This is a genomic window from Shewanella colwelliana (genome assembly GCF_001735525.1).
GTDB classification, from domain to species: Bacteria; Pseudomonadota; Gammaproteobacteria; order Enterobacterales; family Shewanellaceae; genus Shewanella; species Shewanella colwelliana.
This window is the reverse complement of record NZ_MCBT01000009.1, coordinates 81,081-101,402: the sequence shown is the minus strand read 5'-3', so window position 1 is coordinate 101,402 and position 20,322 is coordinate 81,081. Positions and strand designations below refer to the sequence as shown.

13 protein-coding genes are annotated in these 20,322 nt (G+C 44.4%); 9 read left to right on the top strand and 4 right to left on the bottom strand.

Features of this window, described 5'->3' with window-relative positions:
• Window positions 1-144: 144 nt before the first annotated feature.
• A complete protein-coding gene (locus tag BEL05_RS03445) occupies window positions 145-2,982 on the top strand; it encodes a TonB-dependent receptor plug domain-containing protein (RefSeq protein WP_069670279.1) in 2,838 nt (945 codons plus the stop codon).
• A gap of 92 nt (window positions 2,983-3,074) precedes the next feature.
• On the opposite strand, the gene yfcC is transcribed toward BEL05_RS03445, so the two are convergent.
• Window positions 3,075-4,553 carry a putative basic amino acid antiporter YfcC gene (gene yfcC, locus BEL05_RS03440; RefSeq protein ID WP_028765423.1) on the bottom strand — a complete coding sequence of 493 codons (1,479 nt, stop codon included), beginning with the start codon at window positions 4,551-4,553 and terminating at the stop codon, window positions 3,075-3,077.
• 456 nt (window positions 4,554-5,009) lie between these two features.
• Here yfcC and BEL05_RS03435 point away from each other — a divergent pair, with 456 nt between their 5' ends.
• A complete protein-coding gene (locus BEL05_RS03435; protein WP_069670278.1) occupies window positions 5,010-5,921 on the top strand; it encodes a LysR family transcriptional regulator in 912 nt (303 codons plus the stop codon).
• Window positions 5,922-5,970: 49 nt separating this feature from the next.
• On the opposite strand, the gene focA is transcribed toward BEL05_RS03435, so the two are convergent.
• Window positions 5,971-7,446 carry a formate transporter FocA gene (gene focA / locus BEL05_RS03430; protein WP_083250289.1) on the bottom strand — a complete coding sequence of 492 codons (1,476 nt, stop codon included), beginning with the start codon at window positions 7,444-7,446 and terminating at the stop codon, window positions 5,971-5,973.
• A gap of 933 nt (window positions 7,447-8,379) precedes the next feature.
• Between focA and BEL05_RS03425 the strand changes: the two genes are divergently transcribed.
• The 3 genes from BEL05_RS03425 to pflA all read left to right on the top strand — a co-directional run bounded on the left by BEL05_RS03425 (window position 8,380) and on the right by pflA (window position 13,593).
• Complete coding sequence (locus BEL05_RS03425; protein ID WP_028765426.1) at window positions 8,380-9,912, top strand: DUF3360 family protein; 1,533 nt, start codon at window positions 8,380-8,382, stop codon at window positions 9,910-9,912.
• Window positions 9,913-10,467: 555 nt separating this feature from the next.
• Window positions 10,468-12,750 carry a formate C-acetyltransferase gene (pflB, locus tag BEL05_RS03420; protein WP_028765427.1) on the top strand — a complete coding sequence of 761 codons (2,283 nt, stop codon included), beginning with the start codon at window positions 10,468-10,470 and terminating at the stop codon, window positions 12,748-12,750.
• A gap of 102 nt (window positions 12,751-12,852) precedes the next feature.
• Window positions 12,853-13,593, top strand: a complete 741-nt coding sequence (gene pflA / locus BEL05_RS03415) for a pyruvate formate lyase 1-activating protein (RefSeq protein ID WP_028765428.1) — start codon at window positions 12,853-12,855, stop codon at window positions 13,591-13,593.
• 3 nt (window positions 13,594-13,596) lie between these two features.
• Here pflA and yfbV read toward each other — a convergent pair whose 3' ends face one another.
• Window positions 13,597-14,040, bottom strand: coding sequence for a terminus macrodomain insulation protein YfbV (yfbV, locus tag BEL05_RS03410; RefSeq protein ID WP_028765429.1), 444 nt, complete (start codon window positions 14,038-14,040; stop codon window positions 13,597-13,599).
• A 197-nt stretch (window positions 14,041-14,237) separates the two neighbouring features.
• On the opposite strand from yfbV, the gene ackA reads away from it, so the two are divergent.
• The 4 genes from ackA to BEL05_RS03390 all read left to right on the top strand — a co-directional run bounded on the left by ackA (window position 14,238) and on the right by BEL05_RS03390 (window position 19,295).
• Window positions 14,238-15,434 carry an acetate kinase gene (gene ackA / locus BEL05_RS03405; RefSeq protein WP_028765430.1) on the top strand — a complete coding sequence of 399 codons (1,197 nt, stop codon included), beginning with the start codon at window positions 14,238-14,240 and terminating at the stop codon, window positions 15,432-15,434.
• Window positions 15,435-15,530: 96 nt separating this feature from the next.
• Window positions 15,531-17,669 (top strand): phosphate acetyltransferase, encoded by a 2,139-nt coding sequence (pta, locus tag BEL05_RS03400; RefSeq protein WP_028765431.1) that lies wholly within the window; start codon window positions 15,531-15,533, stop codon window positions 17,667-17,669.
• Between the two features lie 353 nt (window positions 17,670-18,022).
• Entirely contained in the window at window positions 18,023-18,454 is a 432-nt protein-coding gene (locus tag BEL05_RS03395) for a nuclear transport factor 2 family protein (RefSeq protein WP_028765432.1), read from the top strand.
• Window positions 18,455-19,070: 616 nt separating this feature from the next.
• Complete coding sequence (locus tag BEL05_RS03390; protein WP_028765433.1) at window positions 19,071-19,295, top strand: hypothetical protein; 225 nt, start codon at window positions 19,071-19,073, stop codon at window positions 19,293-19,295.
• 94 nt (window positions 19,296-19,389) lie between these two features.
• On the opposite strand, the gene BEL05_RS03385 is transcribed toward BEL05_RS03390, so the two are convergent.
• Window positions 19,390-20,313: a class I SAM-dependent methyltransferase gene (locus BEL05_RS03385; RefSeq protein WP_069670277.1), complete on the bottom strand. Its 924-nt coding sequence runs from the start codon at window positions 20,311-20,313 to the stop codon at window positions 19,390-19,392.
• Window positions 20,314-20,322 lie beyond the last annotated feature (9 nt).

Below are 20,322 nucleotides of genomic sequence, written 5' to 3'. Positions count from 1 at the left end.
TGTAACCTCTATGTTGCAGTTGTTACCTCTCTATGATTATATCGATGGCGACGTAAAGACTTTTATATATAAGTAAATATTTTAAAAGTTTTTACTGATTCAAAAGTCACATCAATAAAATAATAAGTCTCAGGGAGAAACAAAATGCAGCCTAATTCTATATTGGCTAAAGCTGTGCGTTTTGCATTAATTGGCGGAGCGGCGACTGCAGCACTAAGTGCACCAGCGGTCTATGCAGCAGATGAAGACAAAGTTGAACGCATTCAAGTCACAGGTTCACGTATTATTCGTGAAGGGGCAGTAGCTCCCACTCCTGTGACAGTAATCAGTGGTGCCGAACTACTCGCGACAGGGGCTACGAACATTGGTGAAGCGCTTAACCAACTTCCAGCTCTCGGGAGCACTTATTCCCTTGCGAATTCAGGTAGAAGCATCGGCACGGCAGGTTTAAACGTTCTCGATCTACGCAATATGGGAACAGCCAGAACACTTGTACTAGTGGATGGAAAGCGTCATGTATCTAGTTCTGCAGGCTCACAGAGAGTTGATGTTAATACAATTCCAAGTAGTTGGGTTGAGCGAGTAGAGGTTATCACTGGTGGTGCTTCAGCAATATATGGTGCGGATGCTGTAACTGGCGTTGTTAACTTTATCCTAAAAGAAGATATTGAAGGCTTAGACTTTTCTGTAACTAAAGGGTTCGCAGATGATTCAAACCACTCCAAAGAGAAGTTCTCACTATCTTACGGTACAGAGTTTGACAATGGTAATGGTAATGTTGCCTTTGCTGTTGAATATGCAGGGCAAGATCGTTTACGTAGCCTAGATCGAGATCAAACAGCTGTATCATTTACAGAGTTACGTAATCAAGATCAGCAACCAGGTAGTATAGACCCAAATGATCCAGACAAAATATTAACGCCTAATGCAGGGTATTATGCTATTAATAAAGATGGTGTATTTAATCTAGATGGCTGGAAAACATTTAACCCTGATGGTTCAATGCGAGAGGTCTACACTGGTAGTAATGTTGACGGTGTAAAGTGTGCAGACTGTGACTCTTTTAACTTGAGAGAATATACAGACTTACAACCTGAGTTTAAGAGATATAACATCAATTTCAAGGCCAACTATCAGATTAATGACGACATGAAAGCTTATTTTGAAGCTAAGTATGTTAACAGCCAATCGAGTGATTATGGTCAACCAGCCTTTTTCTTTGGTACTCCATTAAAGGTTAAACGCGACAATGCATTTTTACATTCCAGCGTTACTGACCTAATGGATGCTCAAAATGCAGATACTATTGGCGTTAGATTGTTCACTGATAGTATCGGTCAACGTATTGAAGACGATACTCGCGAAACACAGCGATACGTATTTGGCCTTAAAGGTTATATTGCAGATGACTGGGAATACGATACATTTGCTATCTACGGACAGACAGATCTTGAGCGTGTAAATAAAAACAACATGATCAAGAAAAATTTTGCCTACGCCTTAGATTCCGTCATTGAAAATGGTGTTGCTGTTTGTCGCGATGCCGGCGCACGTGCTGACGGATGCGTTCCGCTCAATATTTTTGGTGCAGGCAATGCTTCTTCAGAAGCTCAAAATTATGTGAATACTGTCTCGACAGGAACCTCTGTCATTAAACAAACAGTATTAGGTGGAACCCTAACTAACTCAATGCTTTATGAGTTACCAGCTGGGGATATCGGCTTCTCGACAGGCGTTGAATACCGCAAAGAAGAGTCCATACAGAAAGAGCCGAAAAATGCTGAAGGTACTTTCTTCAATGTGTTAGGAGAGGACAGCGGCGAATACGACGTAAAAGAAGTGTTTGCTGAAGTGAATATACCTTTACTCGCAGATCTTCCTGCTATTCAGCAACTTGATCTTGAACTGGCAGCTCGTTACGCTGACTACAGCACAATAGGCGATGCTACAACTTGGAAAGCGGGTCTAAGCTGGCAGCTTAATGATGAACTTCGAGCACGTAGTACCTATTCTCGCGCTATACGTGCACCGAATATTGGAGAGCTATTTGGTGCATTAGGACAAAACTTCTTTAATATCGATGACTCTTGCAAACTAGATAACTTGAATGATCTAACACCTGAACAAGCGGCTATTCGCAAAAATAGCTGTGCAGCCCTAGGTGTACCGGCTGACTTTAACTCAGATTATGATTCAGCAAGTATCGAAGGTCTAAGTGGTGGTAACGAAGATCTTAAAGAAGAAACATCAACAAGTTATACCATCGGTGCCATTTACCAACCCGACTTCATATATGGTCTGTCTATTTCAGCTGATTACTGGAATATCGAAATTGATGATGCGATTTCAAGTGTAAGTGCACAAAACATGATTGATAAATGTCTCGACTCGACCACAGGTATCGACAACATATATTGCCAACGAATTACTCGCGATCCAGCCACTGGTGAGATCACCAGTTTGACATCTCAATCATTAAATATCTCCAAGCTTGAAGCCGCGGGTATCGATTTTGATATCGGTTATGTGTTTGATTTATATAATGGTGATGTCAACACTAACATGGTGGTGACTCACTTGCTTAAACGCAACGAATATCCGTTCCAAAATGAGCCTGGTACGAGCAATGAGTATGCGGGAACAACAGGTGAGGCCGAATGGCAAGCTAACTTTACTGCAACCTATAGCAAAGATAACTGGGGTGTTTATTGGAGAACTCGCTTTATTGATGGCGTATCGCTATATACGCCACAAGATCTAGAGAAAAATCCAAACCCAAGTAGCAACATGTCATATGGCAAGTACTTCATCTCAGATGCTTCGATTGCTTACTCTTTCGAGAATGGCATTAAATTGAAGTTTGGTGTAGATAACTTATTTGACCGTGATCTCCCGTACGGTACAACAGGGACTGGCGCAGGTTCAGCATCTTACGACAACGTAGGTCGCTACTACCATGCAACCTTTAGTTTCGCGATGTAACCACAATATTTAATTTTAAAAACGGCATCTTAGGATGCCGTTTTTTTATGGCGCTATTTCTTCTGATTCTCTAAAGCCATAGCAAACAGGGATTAGTTAAAACCCAGGTAGTGCGCGGTGACCACGACTACACTCGAGACAATAAATAGCGCCAACATAAAGCGCCATATGAACTTGAGCCAAGCCCCCCAATCGACGCGGCATACGCCTAAGGTCGCCATCAGTGATGCCGATGTCGGCACCAACACATTCGTAAAACCGTCACCAAGTTGAAACGCTAACACTGCAACTTGACGGCTCACACCAACAATATCGGCCAACGGTGCCATCAGTGGCATGGTTAGCGCGGCCTGCCCAGAGCCTGATGTCACAAAGAAATTAAACACTGATTGAAACAGCAACATGAACCACGCAGAAAACACAGCAGGAAGTTGACCTATCACACTGCCTGCGCCACTGAGTAAGGTATTGAGCACGCTGGGCTCTGTAGGCTTTCCACCGCCTAATAGAATTAAAATACCTGAGGCACAGCCAACCAAGATGGCGGGTTCCAGCATAGTGGTAGCGCCTTGTTTAAAGCTAGTGGCAATACGATTAACTGTCATGCCGTTTAAACGAAATATCACCGCAATCACACCAACGATAATCCCCATGGTAAAAAACTGGCTGGCGATTTCAGGGATAAACCAAGCTTGAGTAACGACGCCCCAGATGACCCACACAACAGTACTTAAAATGGTCAATAGCACTAAGATATCACCGAGGTTAAAGCGGCTTTCCAAACTCGCGCTAGACTGGTGGTCGCGGAAGTATTGATCACTTTGATAACAGTAAGATAGCTGGGGCTGCTTACGAATTTTTGCCCCATACCGCATGGTGAAAATAATCCCCATCAGGGTAAACCCGGCCCATAGCAGGCCACGCACTCCCGCGCCCGATAACACAGGGATCCCAGCAATGCCTTGTGCAATAGCAACGCTAAATGGGTTCATCCAAGAGCTGGCAAAGCCTATTTGGGTGGCGACATAAGTCACCATCACCGTCGTGATACCATCAAAGCCCAAACGTATCATCAAAGGACAGATGATAATGGCGAAGGCTATCGCCTCCTCACCCATGCCAAATACCGCACCCCCTAATGAGAACAAGGTGAAAATGACCGGAATGAACAAGCCTTCGTTACCGCGGGTTTTGTCGATAAGGCGCAAAATACCGTTGTCGATAGTGCCAGTTTCCATCACCACACCAAACGCACCGCCTATGACTAACATAAACATGATCACACCAATGGCGGTGCCCCATTTGGAGCCGGAGGTCATCCCCTCGAAGGCAAAGTTGAAAAAGCCGACCCCGCCACCGCCCTCAAACAACCCCACAGGTTGCTTGACCGAATTACCCTGTTCATCGATTTGGTAACGAAAGGATTCTGGGTCGACGACACTACGCGTCTTCTCTACGCCATCACTGACATAGGCTATCTCTTGCGTATCGAAAGCACCTACCGGCACAATATAGGTCAATAACATTGCCGCTAAGGCGACAAAGAAGATGATGACTAAGGTATCTGGCATCTGCCATGTTTTGTTTAAATCGGGAGAAGCTACGGGGCTTGATTGCGAAGGAGGGAGTGTTACTTTGTCCATTTTTAGCCATGGTTATTGTTTTATGACGCTAAATATAAACTAAAAGTGCGACAGTTCACAGTCAGCAAAGAGGATGATTGAACCACCATCACACCACAAAAATGGCAATAATAGTCACCATTATTTAACTAAGGTTCTTATATAAACCATCAGCAAGCTTCACCGTTCTTCAACATGGAAAATGGCCTAGCTCCCAACATCAATGTAAATCTGCGCCAGCGCACACTAGCATAAAAATGGTGAAGCCCCTCTAGCTTCAACTATTTAAATCAAACAGTTACTTGTAGCTTTGGCCTACAGCTCATAGAATCATCTTTAATCAATCATCAATAATATTGATAGTTTTAATTTGAATCTGTTTCAGATAGGAACCCTACACATCACATGAAATATTCACTTAAGCAAATTATCGTTTTTGACGCGGTAGCCAGCTTAGAAAGTGTTAGCGCTGCAGCCAGAAAGTTATCGATGACCCAATCTGCGGTCAGTATGTCTCTAGGACAACTGGAAAACCTGCTTGGCCGCCCGCTCTTTATCCGTCAAGGGAATCGCCTCACGTTAAGTCATTGGGGAAATTGGCTGAGACCAAAAGCAAGGCGCCTACTTCAGGATGCGCAACAGATCGAACTAGGGCTTCATGAACAGCATCTTATCAGTGGCAGATTTAGGGTGTGTTCTAGCCAAACAGCTGCAGAACACCTCCTGCCAGCGCTTATCAGTAAAATCGATACTGACTTTCCCGAATTACGCATAGAGGTCACAGTAGAGAATACCGAAAATGTGATCGAGGGCCTACTTAACTATGAGTATGACTTTGGTATCATCGAAGGTAGAAATGATGATAGCCGACTTTATCAAGAACAGTGGATAGACGACCACTTAGTGATTATTGCCTCTCCTCATCATCCTTATGCACGTTACGACACAACTAGCCTATCTCAGTTGGAGCAGGCCAAATGGGTATTGCGAGAACAAGGTGCTGGTACGCGACGCATCTTTGAAGGGGCAATACATGGCGTGATTGAAAAACTCAATGTCTGGAAAGAGTATGAACATGTCTCTTTGCTTAAAGCACTGGTTAAAAATGGGGTCTACCTCAGCAGCCTACCCTACTTAGATGTTGAAAAAGAGGTGGCTTCGGGCGAGCTAGTAATACTGGAAACACCGCAGCTCAATATGCAGCGTCACCTCTCATTTGTTTGGCGTAATGATTCGGGTGAAAACCCATTAAGAGATTGCTTTATTACCGAAGCGCGCCGATTGAGTAAACATCGGCAACTACACAAGCAAAATTGATCAATAAAAATGGGGCTAATAGCCCCATTTTTATTTGCTTGTATTGTGATTAGCTATAAACCTGTGACACTTTTAAGGCTATCATCTCTCTGGTAATCACCCCCACAAGCTTACCCTGTTCAACCACTGGAAAGCTGCTTGGCTTATTGGCATGCGCAAGTCTTAAACGCTCTTCGTAACTAGCGAAAGTTGTCCCCATCAATATGCCCGTGTCACTCACAGGGAACAGTTTCTCTCTGTCTACGACCATTAACTCAATAAGCTGCGCCACTGAATCATTCAAAGAAACCGTCATCACCCTTGTTTGCATTAAATCCGCCACCTTGTAACTAATGCCACGCACGTACTCCTCAGACCAAAGACTACGCAGCAAGTCTTGTTGTGACACATAACCCACCAGTTGTTGTCGACTATCAACCACCGCCGCGCCGCGCTGCTCAGCATTAGACAAACACTTAAGTCCTTCATAGACAGATAAATCAGGTGTTAAGGTAAAAGGTGTGGTATCCATCAGCTCGCTGACGGTAAGTTTTTGAATTGATTTTGGCATTGAAATATCTCCAGCAAGATTGATGTGATGTTTAGGATTCGATATTGGTAAGCATTGTGCTAAAGGAATAGGCGCCAATTGCAGCGCAGTTTGATGTTTGGGTTGTTGTTCTATCATCCAATAGCCTAAACCGACAAATAGGCCACCGCCGACGATGTTCCCAAGCGTCACAGGAATAAGGTTATTAATAATGAAATGGTAAAAGGTGAGATCCGCAAACTGACTCTGGGCAACGCCCAGCTGCGCAAAATAGTCAACAGAACCAAAGTTGGCGATGATGATCCCCAGTGGCACCATAAATAGGTTGGCAATGCTGTGCTCAAAACCGCTACTAACAAACATCGCCACGGGTAGCATCAGTAAAATGGCCTTAGTCAACGCATCTTTGCTAGCAAAGGTCATCCAAACCCCGAGGCAAACCAACATGTTGCACAATATCCCTAGGGAAAAGGCTTGCCCCCATCCATGGTGTAACTTGTGTTGGGCGATGTGCAAGGCATTTAGCCCCCACAGCCCGCCATCTAACTCATACATACGTGCACTAAAGATAAGCAGTAACATTAGTAAGGCACCGAGCAGGTTACCCAAGTAAACACGTAACCAGCAAACAAGCAGCGAACGTGTGCTTACCAGCTTTTGAGCCCATGCCACGCTGCTTAGTACTGTACTGGTAAAAAGCTCACCGCCGCAGATAACGACCAACATTAAGCCTAGGCTAAATGCTAGCCCCCCCGCTAGACGCACCAAGCCCCAAGGCCCCTCGCCTGCACCCGTTGTTACCGTAATATAAAAAACAAATGCAAGCGCAATGAATGCCCCAGCAAAAGTTGCTAAACCAAAGGATTGCCAAGGGGATTTAGTGATCTTCAATTGCCCATATTGCTCAGCCTGGCTAAACAAACTTTGCTGACGTAACGCTGTCCCCCCCTTTTGTACGACATGACGATGGGGTAGATTAATCCCTGACAATGCCATGAATGGCTCTCCTTCCTGTGATGATTGCGTCGATTAATGCGTTAGTTGGCATACCTATCTCCTAATATGAAGCTCGCTAAAGTTATTGGCTTAATTGCCTTGGCTCTCAAAACATTAACGACAAAAAGTCACAAATAAAATTGGGTAATAGTGATAGGAGCCATCAATTTATTTGATAAGGAAAGGGTTTTGCTATCAACATGTAAAATAAAATTGTTTTATTAAATATCAGTAAGTTAGTAACCTTTTCAAACGAGTGCTATAGATATTTAGTTGGTGTCCTATAGTCGCGTTAGCAACTTTGACTAAAAGGGAGATGGGTAATAAACAGCAGGCTTACCACTATGCGCTGCGCTATAAATTTACTTGATATGCTGCAAGAGAGCGTCAATAACACTGCAGGTTTAATTGTTTAGCTATAAACTTAATTTGCATTAAGCGGATGCTAAACATGACCGACAACACACTTTGGCGAGATTACGTGACACAGCCACCCTGATAAATGTGAGTACGTTGCATCAGTTCATAAAAACAGTGCCACAAGCCTCTTGGCTCGCAAAATAGCGATTAAAGGAGAGCTAGTGACAAACGCAATATATATGCCTAATGTAAATTTAATTTGAAGATTGGCTCACAAGTTGTTAACTAGATCTCAATTTGCTGAATCCTCCCCTTCAAGAATATTGATACTTAATGCCACACCCTGCTCGCTGTGTTAATATTTATGAGGTAAATTGGTCTGACCAATTTTAACAAGTGTTAGGGACACAACTGCTCAAGCCGAATAGGGACCTTATCTAATCGGACTGCGCAGATAAGTAAACTAAATCGCATCAACCAAACACGGTTACGGCTTAGTTTAACTTCAAGGAATTAATTGCAGTCATCATCATGTAGATGAGTCACTATGTTCTTCTCGGAGAATGAGAAATTATGTCAGAAACAGTCAAACACGAAGAAACGGAAGCCTCTGGGCAGTCTTATCAAGAGCTTCATCGTCCCGCCTCAGAGTTTAATACTCGAGAAGAATATTTAGATCATGAACTTAAGATCATGAAGCCTAGGCGCTGGGGACTGAACTTGCCAGGTAGAGATTTTCGCTTTGAATGGGAAGACCTAGTTCCTGCTATCGCAGGTACCATAGGTATTACCGTGATGTATTCAGCAGTGATGGCGGCATGGGCTTCTGGCCTAACAGAACGCTGGGACCACATTAACTTAGGGGCTGAATTTGCCATCCAAGTGGTACGGGTTGAGATGCTTATTCCTGCGCTACTTTTCTGTATTATCAGCTCTGGATTTATCAACCCTCGAGCCAACTTGGGGGGTAACCACGGACCTATGATTCCGCTGATCGGTGCCATCGCACTGGCAGGGGCACATCCGTTAGCATTAGCAATTTTGTTGGGGGTTTTTGGTCTTATCTTAAGCTACTTTAAGGGGGGGTCGCGACTGGTTAACCTCACCTCCAGTGGGGTTGCAGGGGGCTTACTGGTGTTCTTAGGCTTTATGGGCGCTAAGAGCCAAATCACGTCTCTGTTTGATTGGTCTGCGAGTTTACAGGACAAACATTCACTTGATTACAGTCTTGGGTACGTTGCCTTTTTCATCCTGCTCGCAAACGTTGTACTCTATGCGTTCTTGGCGAAAATCGGTAAGCGCTGGTTAGCGATTCCACTGTGTTCTATTTCGGCAATTGTCTTAGCGTTTGCACTTGGTGCGGGACTTGACCTTCAGTTTGTCACCGAGCCTGGCATCCCAAATCTTAACCCTATGTATTGGTGGGGATCGACCGAATATGGTTGGCAGCTTGGCCTACCTAACTTCGAACACTTCGTTGCCTCGTTACCATTTGCTATCTTGGCTGTGGCCATGTGGTCACCAGACTTTTTAGGGCATCGTATTTTTCAAGAGCTAAACTATCCAAAAGGTTCTGAAAAAGTATTGATGGATGTCGATGACACCATGACCACCTGTTCGCTACGTCAAATTGTCGGTACAGCGGTTGGTGGGGGTAACATCACCTCATCATGGGGAACCTACATGATCCCAGCGGCCATCGCTAAACGCCCAATTCCTGCAGGTGCCATCCTTTTAGGCGCACTATGTATTATTGTTGCTATCGTTGGTTACCCTATGGATGTGACCGTATGGCGTCCGGTAATGTCTATCGCGCTGCTTGTTGGTGTTTTCTTGCCATTACTTGAAGCGGGTATGCAAATGGTTAAAGACACCCAAAGCAGCCAAGCAGCTGGTATCTGTATCTTCGCATCGTTTGTGGCTAACCCTGTATTAGCGTGGGCATTAACCATGTTCTTAGATAACAATGGTCTTATTGGTGATAAAGAGCGTGCTAAAAACCTTAGCGTTGCCGATCGCCTCGTGATCCCCGGCCTTGCTTTTGTTATCTGCCTGGCTGCCATGTTAGCCGTTGGCATGATCCAGGGCATACCACCACTGCTTTAATCGCTTCCCCAGTAAGAAGAGAGCTGCGGCTCTCTTCTTGCCTTTCTCTTCTATACTTATTATCAATTTTATTTATAACACTAAGGCGCGCCAACTTCGCCTCGTAATGAACGCCAACTGTCGTCCGGTGATGATTATCCTTATCACTCTCATTAGCGGCGGTATCGCCAATTGAATTTGCTAAATAACTGACATCAAGTTGAGATGCAAATAGAAAATGACGCCTAAAATGATACCTTGATAACAGTTTTGGCAATATGTCGTGTAAAAGCGACCTGATTCGGATGCAGGCTATAAGCAGATATGGTAATATCTTTACGGTAAATTGGTCTTACCAATTTGTTGGTCGGGAAAACTGAGATAGATTTAGCTTATCGACTAACAAAATTTGAATTTCATCGACACGTTAACGCGGTTCGATAACCCGTTCCCATCATCAGGGCTATACAGTGAGGGGAGCTTTACGACTTAGCTATTGGTGTATCGCTATCATCGCTTGTATCAAGCCAACTAGATACCCAATAACCTTTATCTCAAACAGAAGGTATTAGTACGATGACCGAAAAAACTGAACTGTTCACCAAAGCGTGGGAAGGTTTTACTCCTGGTGATTGGAAGTCTGAAGTGAATGTACGTGACTTCATTCAGGCAAACTACACGCCATATGAAGGCGATGAATCATTCCTTGCAGGCGCAACTGAAGCGACTGACACTTTATGGGATAAAGTGATGGAAGGGATCAAACAGGAAAACCGCACCCATGCGCCTGTTGATTTTGACACTGACAAAGTTTCTACCATTACCTCTCATGCTGCCGGCTACATCAATCAAGATTTAGAAACGATTGTTGGTCTACAAACTGATGCCCCACTTAAGCGCGCTATGCTGCCTAACGGTGGTATCCGCATGGTTGAAGGTTCTTGTGCCGCTTATGGTCGTGAGCTAGATGCCGACATCAAGTACGTTTATTCTGAGCTACGTAAAACACACAACCAAGGTGTTTTCGATATCTATACCCCAGAAATCATGCGTTGCCGTAAATCAGGTGTCTTAACCGGTTTGCCAGATGCCTATGGCCGTGGTCGTATCATCGGTGATTACCGTCGTATCGCGCTGTACGGTATCGACTACCTGATGCAAGATAAATTTGCTCAATTTGGTTCACTGCAAGCAAAATTCGAAGCGGGTGAAGATTTAAGCTACACCATGCAACTTCGTGAAGAGATTGCTGAGCAGCACAAAGCGCTGGGTCAAATGAAGCAGATGGCTGCAAGCTATGGCTTTGACATCTCAGGTCCAGCTACCAATGCTAAAGAAGCCATTCAATGGACTTACTTCGGTTACTTAGCCGCAGTCAAGAGCCAAAATGGCGCAGCAATGTCTCTAGGGCGTACCTCTAGCTTCCTTGACGTTTATATCGAACGAGATATCAAAGCAGGTGTACTAACAGAGCAGCAAGCACAAGAGATGGTTGACCATTTCGTCATGAAGCTACGTATGGTGCGTTTCCTGCGTACACCTGAATACGATGAGCTGTTCTCTGGCGACCCAATCTGGGCAACTGAATCTATCGCAGGTATGGGCCTTGACGGTCGTACATTAGTAACCAAGTCTAGCTTCCGTTTCTTGCACACTCTGTACAACATGGGCCCAAGCCCAGAGCCAAACATCACCGTACTTTGGTCTGATAAGCTACCTATCGGCTTTAAAAAGTACTGCGCTAAAGTGTCAATTGACACTAGCTCAATCCAGTACGAAAACGATGACCTAATGCGTCCTGACTTCGAGTCTGACGATTATGCTATCGCCTGTTGTGTAAGCCCAATGGTTGTTGGTAAGCACATGCAATTCTTCGGCGCCCGTGCCAACCTTGCTAAAACCATGCTTTACGCCATCAACGGTGGTATGGACGAAAAACTTAAGACCCAAATCGGTCCTAAGTTCGCACCAATCACTGACGAAGTGCTTAACTACGATGACGTTATGGGTCGTTTAGACACCATGATGGATTGGTTAGCCACACAATATGTGTCTGCGCTAAATGCTATCCACTTCATGCATGACAAGTACTCTTATGAAGCAGCTCTTATGGCACTTCATGACAGAGATGTACGTCGTACTATGGCGTGCGGTATCGCTGGTCTTTCTATCGCTGCCGATTCATTGTCTGCAATCAAGTTTGCAAAAGTAAAACCTATCCGTGACGAGCATGGCATCGCTGTCGATTTCGACATTGAAGGTGACTACCCTAAATTTGGTAATAACGATGCACGCGTTGATGATTTAGCCACAGAGCTAGTAGAACGTTTCATGGCTAAGATTCGTGACATGAAAATGTACCGTGATGCGATTCCAACTCAGTCAATTCTCACCATCACCTCTAACGTGGTTTATGGTAAGAAGACAGGCACAACACCTGATGGTCGCCCAGCTGGTGCACCGTTTGCCCCTGGTGCAAACCCAATGCATGGTCGTGATGAAAAAGGTGCTGTAGCATCGCTGACATCTGTTGCTAAACTTCCATTTGCTCATGCTCAAGATGGTATCTCTTATACCTTCTCTATCGTGCCCAATGCACTGGGTAAAGATGATGATGGACGCCGTGCAAACCTTGCAGCCTTGATGGATGGCTATTTCGCACACAACGATTCACGCGAAGGTGGTCAACACCTTAACGTGAACGTGATGAACCGCGAAATGTTGGAAGATGCAATTGTAAACCCTGATAAGTACCCACAATTAACGATCCGTGTTTCTGGTTATGCTGTGCGTTTTAACGCCCTGACACCAGAGCAACAGCAGGACGTTATTACACGTACTTTCACTCAAGGGATGTAAATCTCCATATTCCCACGCTGAAACGGTAGATTTTTGGTGAATTTAAGCTAGGCTGTGCTCTAATTTAGTACAGCCTACTTTAATGAAGTAAACGGAGTCACAATGGCAGTAAAAGGTCGGATTCATTCACTTGAGTCCTTTGGTACAGTCGATGGTCCAGGCATCAGGTTTATCGCCTTTATGCAAGGCTGTCTAATGCGCTGCCAATATTGCCATAACCGTGATACGTGGGATCTTCACGAAGGTCGTGAAGTCGAGGTCGATGAGCTAATGGAACAGATCATTAGCTATCGCCCTTTTTTGGAGTCTAGCGGTGGTGGCGTAACCGCCAGTGGTGGTGAAGCTATTCTTCAAGCAGAGTTTGTCAGCGAACTATTTAAAGCCTGCAAAACCCAAGGTATTCATACCTGCTTAGACACTAACGGATTCGTTAGAAAATACACACCTGTTATCGATGAACTGCTCGAGAATACCGACTTGGTACTACTTGATATCAAGCATATCGATGATGACAAACATATAGAATTAACCAAAGTCAGTAATCATCGCACACTGCAATTTGCACAGTATCTGCAACAAAAACAACAAAAAACTTGGATACGCTATGTTGTAGTTGGAGGATTTACCGACGATATCGACTCAGCCAAAAAGCTCGCTGAGTTTATTAAGCCTATGAGCAATGTGGAAAAGGTTGAATTACTACCTTACCACGAACTGGGTAAGCATAAATGGGAAGCGATGGGAGAAGAGTACGAGCTTAGTAACATCTCCCCGCCAAGCAGAGCAACCATGGACCAAATAAAACAGATCTTTTTAGAGGCGGGGATTAATGCCGTTTATTAGCGGCTAAAGCTCTTCCCAATAGCTAGTGTCGAGACGTTCAAAGGCGACTTTTAATATGATGGCCATATCTCGATAGCAAGCATTAGCCCCCAAGGGGGCACAAGCGACCCCCATACCTTGCAGTTTGTTGGATAGCGCATTACACCAATCAAACAGGGTTAACGGCAAAGGGTGCTGCGCTCGCCAGCCGAGCCAAAGTAAGCCTTGAATAGGCAAACTGAGAAAAAATAGTGCGATAGTGATCGCTTGGGGAAGGAACGCCCAGCCATAAAGATACACTTGGCTAGCCCCAGCAAACAGCGCCAAAACAGGCATTAACTTAATGGCCAGCATGGTTGCCCGCACGACACGATATTCTGGAAAGTAAAAACTAAGTTGTTTGACCATAGGCCAAGTCTTCATATAACGACGACCCTCACCTAAGGTTTTTAACACTTTAATGGTCAATGATGACACCTAACTTTTGAAACACTGACTTTAACATAGCACAAGCACAGCAAGAGCCCCAAGCACTCTGCGTGCACAGAAGACAGTTTTCAACGCCTTTATTCGGGCACATAACGTGGTTTTCAACTTAACTGGTTGAGGCCATTTTAATTTCGGTGAACGCAACAGATTCACTAACTTTGCAAAAGGTTTTAAACATGTCAAACAAACTGGTATTAGTACTAAACTGCGGCAGCTCTTCGTTGAAGTTTGCTATTATTGATGCCTTAACAGGTGACGACCAGATCTCGGGCTTAGCCGAGTGCTTTGGTCTTGAAGACTCTCGCATAAAATGGAAAGTTGATGGTAAAAAGTTTGATGCAAAATTAGGCGCTTTTACCGCTCACCGTGAAGCCGTTGAGTTCATCGTCACCAAGATTCTTGGTGAGCACCCACAGATTGCCGAACAGATCCAAGCAATTGGACATCGTGTTGTTCACGGTGGTGAGAAGTTTACCCACTCTGTGATCATCGACGATAGTGTTATCCATGGTATCGAAGAAAGTGCAATATTTGCGCCGCTACACAACCCAGCTCACCTAATCGGTATTCGTGCAGCCCAAGCCTCTTTCCCTAATTTGCCACAGGTTGCTGTGTTTGATACCGCATTTCATCAAAGTATGCCTGAACATGCCTATATCTATGCCCTACCTTACAAGCTATATCGTGAGCATGGTATTCGTCGTTATGGTGCACATGGTACCAGCCACCTGTTTGTCAGCCGTGAAGCAGCGAAAGCCCTTGGTAAAGAGTTAGACGACACCAACGTCATCTGCGCTCACTTAGGCAATGGCGCCTCTGTCACCGCTATTAAAGGTGGCAAGAGTGTAGATACTTCAATGGGACTAACGCCATTGGAAGGACTCGTCATGGGCACTCGTTGTGGCGATATGGATCCATCTATTGTTTACCATCTTATTCATAAGCTTGGCTACACTGCTGATGAAGTTAACAACTTGATGAATAAACAAAGTGGTCTGTTGGGGATTTCTGAGTTGACCAACGATTGCCGTGGTATCGAAGAGGGTTATGAAAATGGCCACAAAGGTGCAACCCTTGCGCTAGAGATTTTCTGCTACCGTCTTGCTAAATATATCGCGTCATACACTGTTCCACTTGGCCGATTGGACGCCTTAGTCTTTACTGGCGGCATCGGCGAAAACTCAGATTTGATCCGAGAAAAAGTGCTTAACCTGTTGAGTATCTTTAACTTCGAAGTGGATAAAGAGCGTAACACAGCAGCGCGTTTTGGTAACCAAGGTCAAATCACCACAGACAATGGCCCTATTGCCATGGTTATCCCAACGAACGAAGAGTGGGTGATTGCTGAAGATGCTGTATCACTGCTGAAATAGTCATCATTGTATTTTGTCATGTGGGCTAAAGCCCACATGACCCATTGCATTTATTTTTCTAGCCTTTAGGCAAAGAGAAACCACATTGAGGTATTTATGTCTCGCAATATCATGCTTATTCCTAACGGTACTGGAGTTGGCTTAACGTCCATCAGCCTTGGTATGGTTCGTGCGTTAGAGCGCCATGGAGTAAAGGTTCGCTTTTTTAAACCGATTGCCCAGCAACGTCCTACTGATACAGGTCCAGAGCGTTCAACGACCATCTTAAGTAAATCGCCAACGGTTAATCCGCTTGAACCATTCGATATGGAACATGCTGAGAAACTTATCCGTACCGATCAGACCGATGTATTAATGGAGCAGATCATTGCTCGCGCAACTGAATGTGCCGATCCGTCCGAGACATTGATTGTTGAAGGTTTAGTACAGACGCGTAACCACCCTTTCTCGGACGACATCAACTATCAGATTGCTAAAGCGCTCGATGCCGATATCATCTTTGTTGCCGCACCAGGAAATGAAACCCCCACTGCGCTGATGAATCGCCTTGAAATTGCCCATAACGCATGGGGCGGTAGTAAAAACAAACGTCTTATCGGCGCTATCATCAATAAAATTGGTGCGCCTGTCGATGATGAAGGCCGTGCTCGCCCAGATTTGTCAGAAGTGTTTGACCATCAAGATATTCAGCGTCCCGATGCAGCAAGCATGTTCCAGCTTCCAGGTAAGAGCAAATTACGAATTTTAGGCAGTGTACCTTATAACCTAGATCTCGTGGCACCACGTGCCTCCGATTTAGCCAAGCACTTAAGTGCTCGTATCATCAATGCAGGTGAGATGCACACACGTCGTCTACGTAAAGTCACCTTCTGTGCTCGTAGTATTCCTAATATGGTTACCCACATTAAGACTGACTCATTGTTAGTCACATCGGGCGACCGCTCTGATGTCATTGTGTCAGCGTGTCTGGCTGCAATGAACGGTGTTAAAGTTGGCGCGTTATTGCTAACAGGTAGCTATGAGCCAGAACCAGAGATCATGGCCCTTTGTGACCAAGCTTTCGAAACTGGCCTACCCGTATTTTTAATTGACACCAACACGTGGCAAACATCACTTAACATACAGCGCTTCGATCACGAAGTGCCTGTCGATGATGCGGTACGTATTGAAGAAGTCCAAGAGTACGTCGCCAGCCATATCGACCAAAATTGGGTTGAAACCATTACGATGAACTCGCCACGCGAGCATAGACTATCACCACCAGCCTTTCGTTATAAGCTTACCGAACTTGCACGCGCTGCGAGCAAGACGGTGGTATTGCCTGAAGGTGATGAACCAAGAACAATTGAAGCGGCCGCTATCTGCGCTGAACGTGGCATTGCCCGTTGTGTACTTATCGGTAACCGTGAAGAGATTGAGCGTATCGCAAGTCAACAAGGCGTCATATTAGGTGATGGGGTTGAAATCATTGAACCTGAAACGGCTCGAGAGCGCTACGTTGCACCTATGCTTGAGCTTCGTCGTCATAAAGGTTTAACTGAAGTTGTTGCCCGTGAACAACTTGAGGATAACATGGTACTGGGTACTATGATGCTGGCTCAAGGTGAAGTTGATGGTATTGTCTCTGGCGCGGTAAACACCACAGCCAATACAATTCGTCCACCACTGCAGTTGATTAAAACTGCACCAGGCTCAAGCTTAGTCTCCTCAATCTTCTTTATGTTGATGCCGGATCAAGTGCTTGTGTATGGTGACTGTGCCATCAACCCAGATCCTAATGCTGAGCAATTAGCCGATATCGCAATCCAATCAGCCGAAAGCGCGATTGCATTTGGTATCGACCCGCGTGTTGCCATGATCAGCTACTCTACTGGCAGTTCAGGTACTGGTTCTGACGTCGATAAAGTACGTGAAGCGACCCGTATTGCAAAAGAAAAGCGTCCTGATCTGATCATTGATGGTCCGTTACAATACGATGCGGCCGTAATGCCAAATGTGGCGCAATCTAAAGCGCCAAACAGCCCTGTAGCGGGACAAGCAACAGTATTTGTATTCCCAGACTTAAATACGGGTAACACGACTTACAAAGCGGTTCAGCGAAGTGCTGACTTAATCAGCATAGGTCCAATGCTTCAAGGTATGCGCAAGCCGGTTAACGATCTATCTCGTGGTGCATTGGTCGACGATATCGTCTATACCATCGCGCTAACTGCGATTCAGGCGTCTCAGAATTAAGATTGTTGCGGTAACAAAAAGGCCTGTCATCTGACAGGCCTTTTTTTTGAAAAATGAGCTGTAAAACTTAATTTTAAGCTGCTGTATGAGTGAAAATAGTCCAACAACACACAATGCATCAAAATTTAACCAAATTAATTTATCATTTAAGTTCAATAACTTAAAAGTTATGCATCTACTCTTCAACATAGTTGTCCACAGATTCTGTGGATAAGAGTAAAAAAAGCTTCATTCAGATATGCCCGACTCTATCCCTGTAGTCAACAAATAAATGATTGCCCACACTAAAAACCTCACTTGCCAAGCAAAACCATAATCGCGATACTAAAACCAAAGTCTTGATGCCGAATTATATGAAAAAACTAATTTTTATTGTCACACTATTACTACTTGGTTGTAGCCAAGACTCTGAAACCATGAGCGGAGCACAAACTCCTGAGCAGGTCTCTCTAGGGTTTTTCAAGGCAATCTATGTCGATAGAGACGTAGAGCAAGCCAAACAATATGTCGATGAGCCGATGCAAAAGGTACTGTCTCATTACTACATCGCCTCGGCAGTACAACGCCATGTACTCAATCTATCCATGACTAATGTCACCATGGAGATTGAAGAGATAGATATCGATTTTTTCCGTAAGTTTACAGATGACGTGACAGTGATCGTAAAAATGCAGGGCGTAAGAGGTAGTGAGAACTGGGTTGATGATCGAACCATTCGATTACATAAAGTAAAAAAACAATGGGTTATCGTCGAGATACTCCCTGAAAAAGGCAATTTAAATTAATAATACCACTGGAATGTTTAGCCCATACACTGCGCTTTATAGGTTATAGCCTTGAGTCTTTAGCATTAATCAAATAAAAAAGAGCAACCTAAGTTGCTCTTTTTTTATCTGACGCGAGTGTTCTGCTAAACATATAGCGACACTAACCTATGGGTGTTTGGATACTTAACTAATCCAAAAACGCTTCTTCGTCTTTCTCTAACGGTAAAGACTCCATTACTTCATCTTGTACTTGGTAATATGCGCTTTCGTATTCACGAGCTTCCATAACAACTCCAGATATTAAGTAGGGTACAGGCATGCTATTTTTACTGCATTTTGCCTGGGGTTAGGTATTTGCCTATCTGCAAACTCCATGGCAAGAATAATAACATCAAAAAAGCTGGAGTTACAGAAAACTTTCAGTTTGGGCAGCTAAAACAGCTGCAAAACCGACTCAAACACTAAAAAGCCTCAAAAATACGAACCTCAACATGAAAGACTTTCACCTTTTAACCTCCAATAACGCTAAAAAACAGTTCTGTTAAAACAAATAGGTCTAGGGAAAAGCTAAGAAGCTGCTATCAATTAATAGATAACAGTAAAAATGTTTGCTGGATAGGATGAGGGGCAGTCAATGAATGCACTAGTTGAGTTTGAAGCAAATAAACTTGCAGATCTATTTTCCCAAGGGGACATCTTATCCATTCATATGTTCATGGATACCATGTCGATCTCTTTTGATGTACAAGACGTTCTCTTTACACGGATATCGGCGCTGCGACAGCCAGATCCCATCAAAATCGCGCAGATTATTGAATCTTATGGGGCGTCCTTAATTCATGAGCAGATGAGATATTAGAGTTAATTTAACGAATCGAAACACCTAACGGCTATGTCACACATAAAAATGAGCATAGCCTATTAAGTTATTTATCAGTATCTTAGCAGAAACGCTAGATAAGCGATGACAGTTTATGCCGATACAGTAGAACTTTCAGTGCTTTATTCGGGTCGACATCGGCAAATACAGTAGGGTTATCAATTTTCTCAACAAATTCAAGTTGAGGGCTTTGCTGTGATACTTGCTCTTTTAAGAAATCAATGTCTAACTCGGGCGCATTCAAACAAAGTAACAAGTCCCCTTGGTGCGCAAGTAAACTTGGCAGACGCTTGAGTAAGCGGGCATAGTCTTTCGTCGCAACAAAACTACCTCTCTGGTTGCTCGGTGGATCGGCGACAATGAGATCATAAGGCCCCATTTTTGTCAGCTTACCCCAAGACTTAAAAATATCATGACCTAAAAAGCGTGCTCCATGGTTGAAGTCATTGAGTAAATGGTTCTGCTTACCGATAGATAAAGCGCCTTTACTCATATCGATATTAACCACCTGATCGGCACCACCTTGCAACGCCATCACCGAAAATCCACAGGTGTAGGCAAATAAGTTCAAAACATTACGCTGCTGGCTGTGCTGTTTTACCCATTGACGACCCGCTTGCATATCGAGAAACAAGCCATGGTTTTGACCGCGCAATAGATGAATTTGAAATAGCGCGCCGTTTTCTGTCACGACATGAGGTTCTGGCACCTCCCCTTGCAATAGCGTCGTCTCAGTTTGCCCACCACAGCGATGTTGAAACACTAAATTAAGTGGCTCACTAGGGTTCAGCTCATTCCAATGCTCACCAATGGCCGACGTTAGTTGCGCCACTTCCTCTTGCGAAGTGGCTTTAAAACTCGTCAATAATAATACTGGAGGAAACCAATCCAAACAGAGATGTTCTGAACCGGCATACATGCCACCACGGCCGTGAAAAACCCGTTGAGCTTCTTCGCCAAGGGTGACATTGTGTAGCGCTTGTAAAAATAATTGCATTAAATTCGT

Bases quoted from the DNA above. Each gene is read 5' to 3' on its own strand.
- ackA (WP_028765430.1), top strand. From the start codon at position 14,238: ATGTCAAACAAACTGGTATTAGTACTAAACTGCGGCAGCTCTTCGTTG.
- pflA (WP_028765428.1), top strand. From the start codon at position 12,853: ATGGCAGTAAAAGGTCGGATTCATTCACTTGAGTCCTTTGGTACAGTC.
- pta (WP_028765431.1), top strand. From the start codon at position 15,531: ATGTCTCGCAATATCATGCTTATTCCTAACGGTACTGGAGTTGGCTTA.
- BEL05_RS03435 (WP_069670278.1), top strand. From the start codon at position 5,010: ATGAAATATTCACTTAAGCAAATTATCGTTTTTGACGCGGTAGCCAGC.
- BEL05_RS03385 (WP_069670277.1), bottom strand. From the start codon at position 20,313: ATGCAATTATTTTTACAAGCGCTACACAATGTCACCCTTGGCGAAGAA.
- BEL05_RS03395 (WP_028765432.1), top strand. From the start codon at position 18,023: ATGAAAAAACTAATTTTTATTGTCACACTATTACTACTTGGTTGTAGC.
- BEL05_RS03425 (WP_028765426.1), top strand. From the start codon at position 8,380: ATGTCAGAAACAGTCAAACACGAAGAAACGGAAGCCTCTGGGCAGTCT.
- pflB (WP_028765427.1), top strand. From the start codon at position 10,468: ATGACCGAAAAAACTGAACTGTTCACCAAAGCGTGGGAAGGTTTTACT.
- yfcC (WP_028765423.1), bottom strand. From the start codon at position 4,553: ATGCCAGATACCTTAGTCATCATCTTCTTTGTCGCCTTAGCGGCAATG.
- BEL05_RS03445 (WP_069670279.1), top strand. From the start codon at position 145: ATGCAGCCTAATTCTATATTGGCTAAAGCTGTGCGTTTTGCATTAATT.
- focA (WP_083250289.1), bottom strand. From the start codon at position 7,446: ATGGCATTGTCAGGGATTAATCTACCCCATCGTCATGTCGTACAAAAG.
- BEL05_RS03390 (WP_028765433.1), top strand. From the start codon at position 19,071: ATGAATGCACTAGTTGAGTTTGAAGCAAATAAACTTGCAGATCTATTT.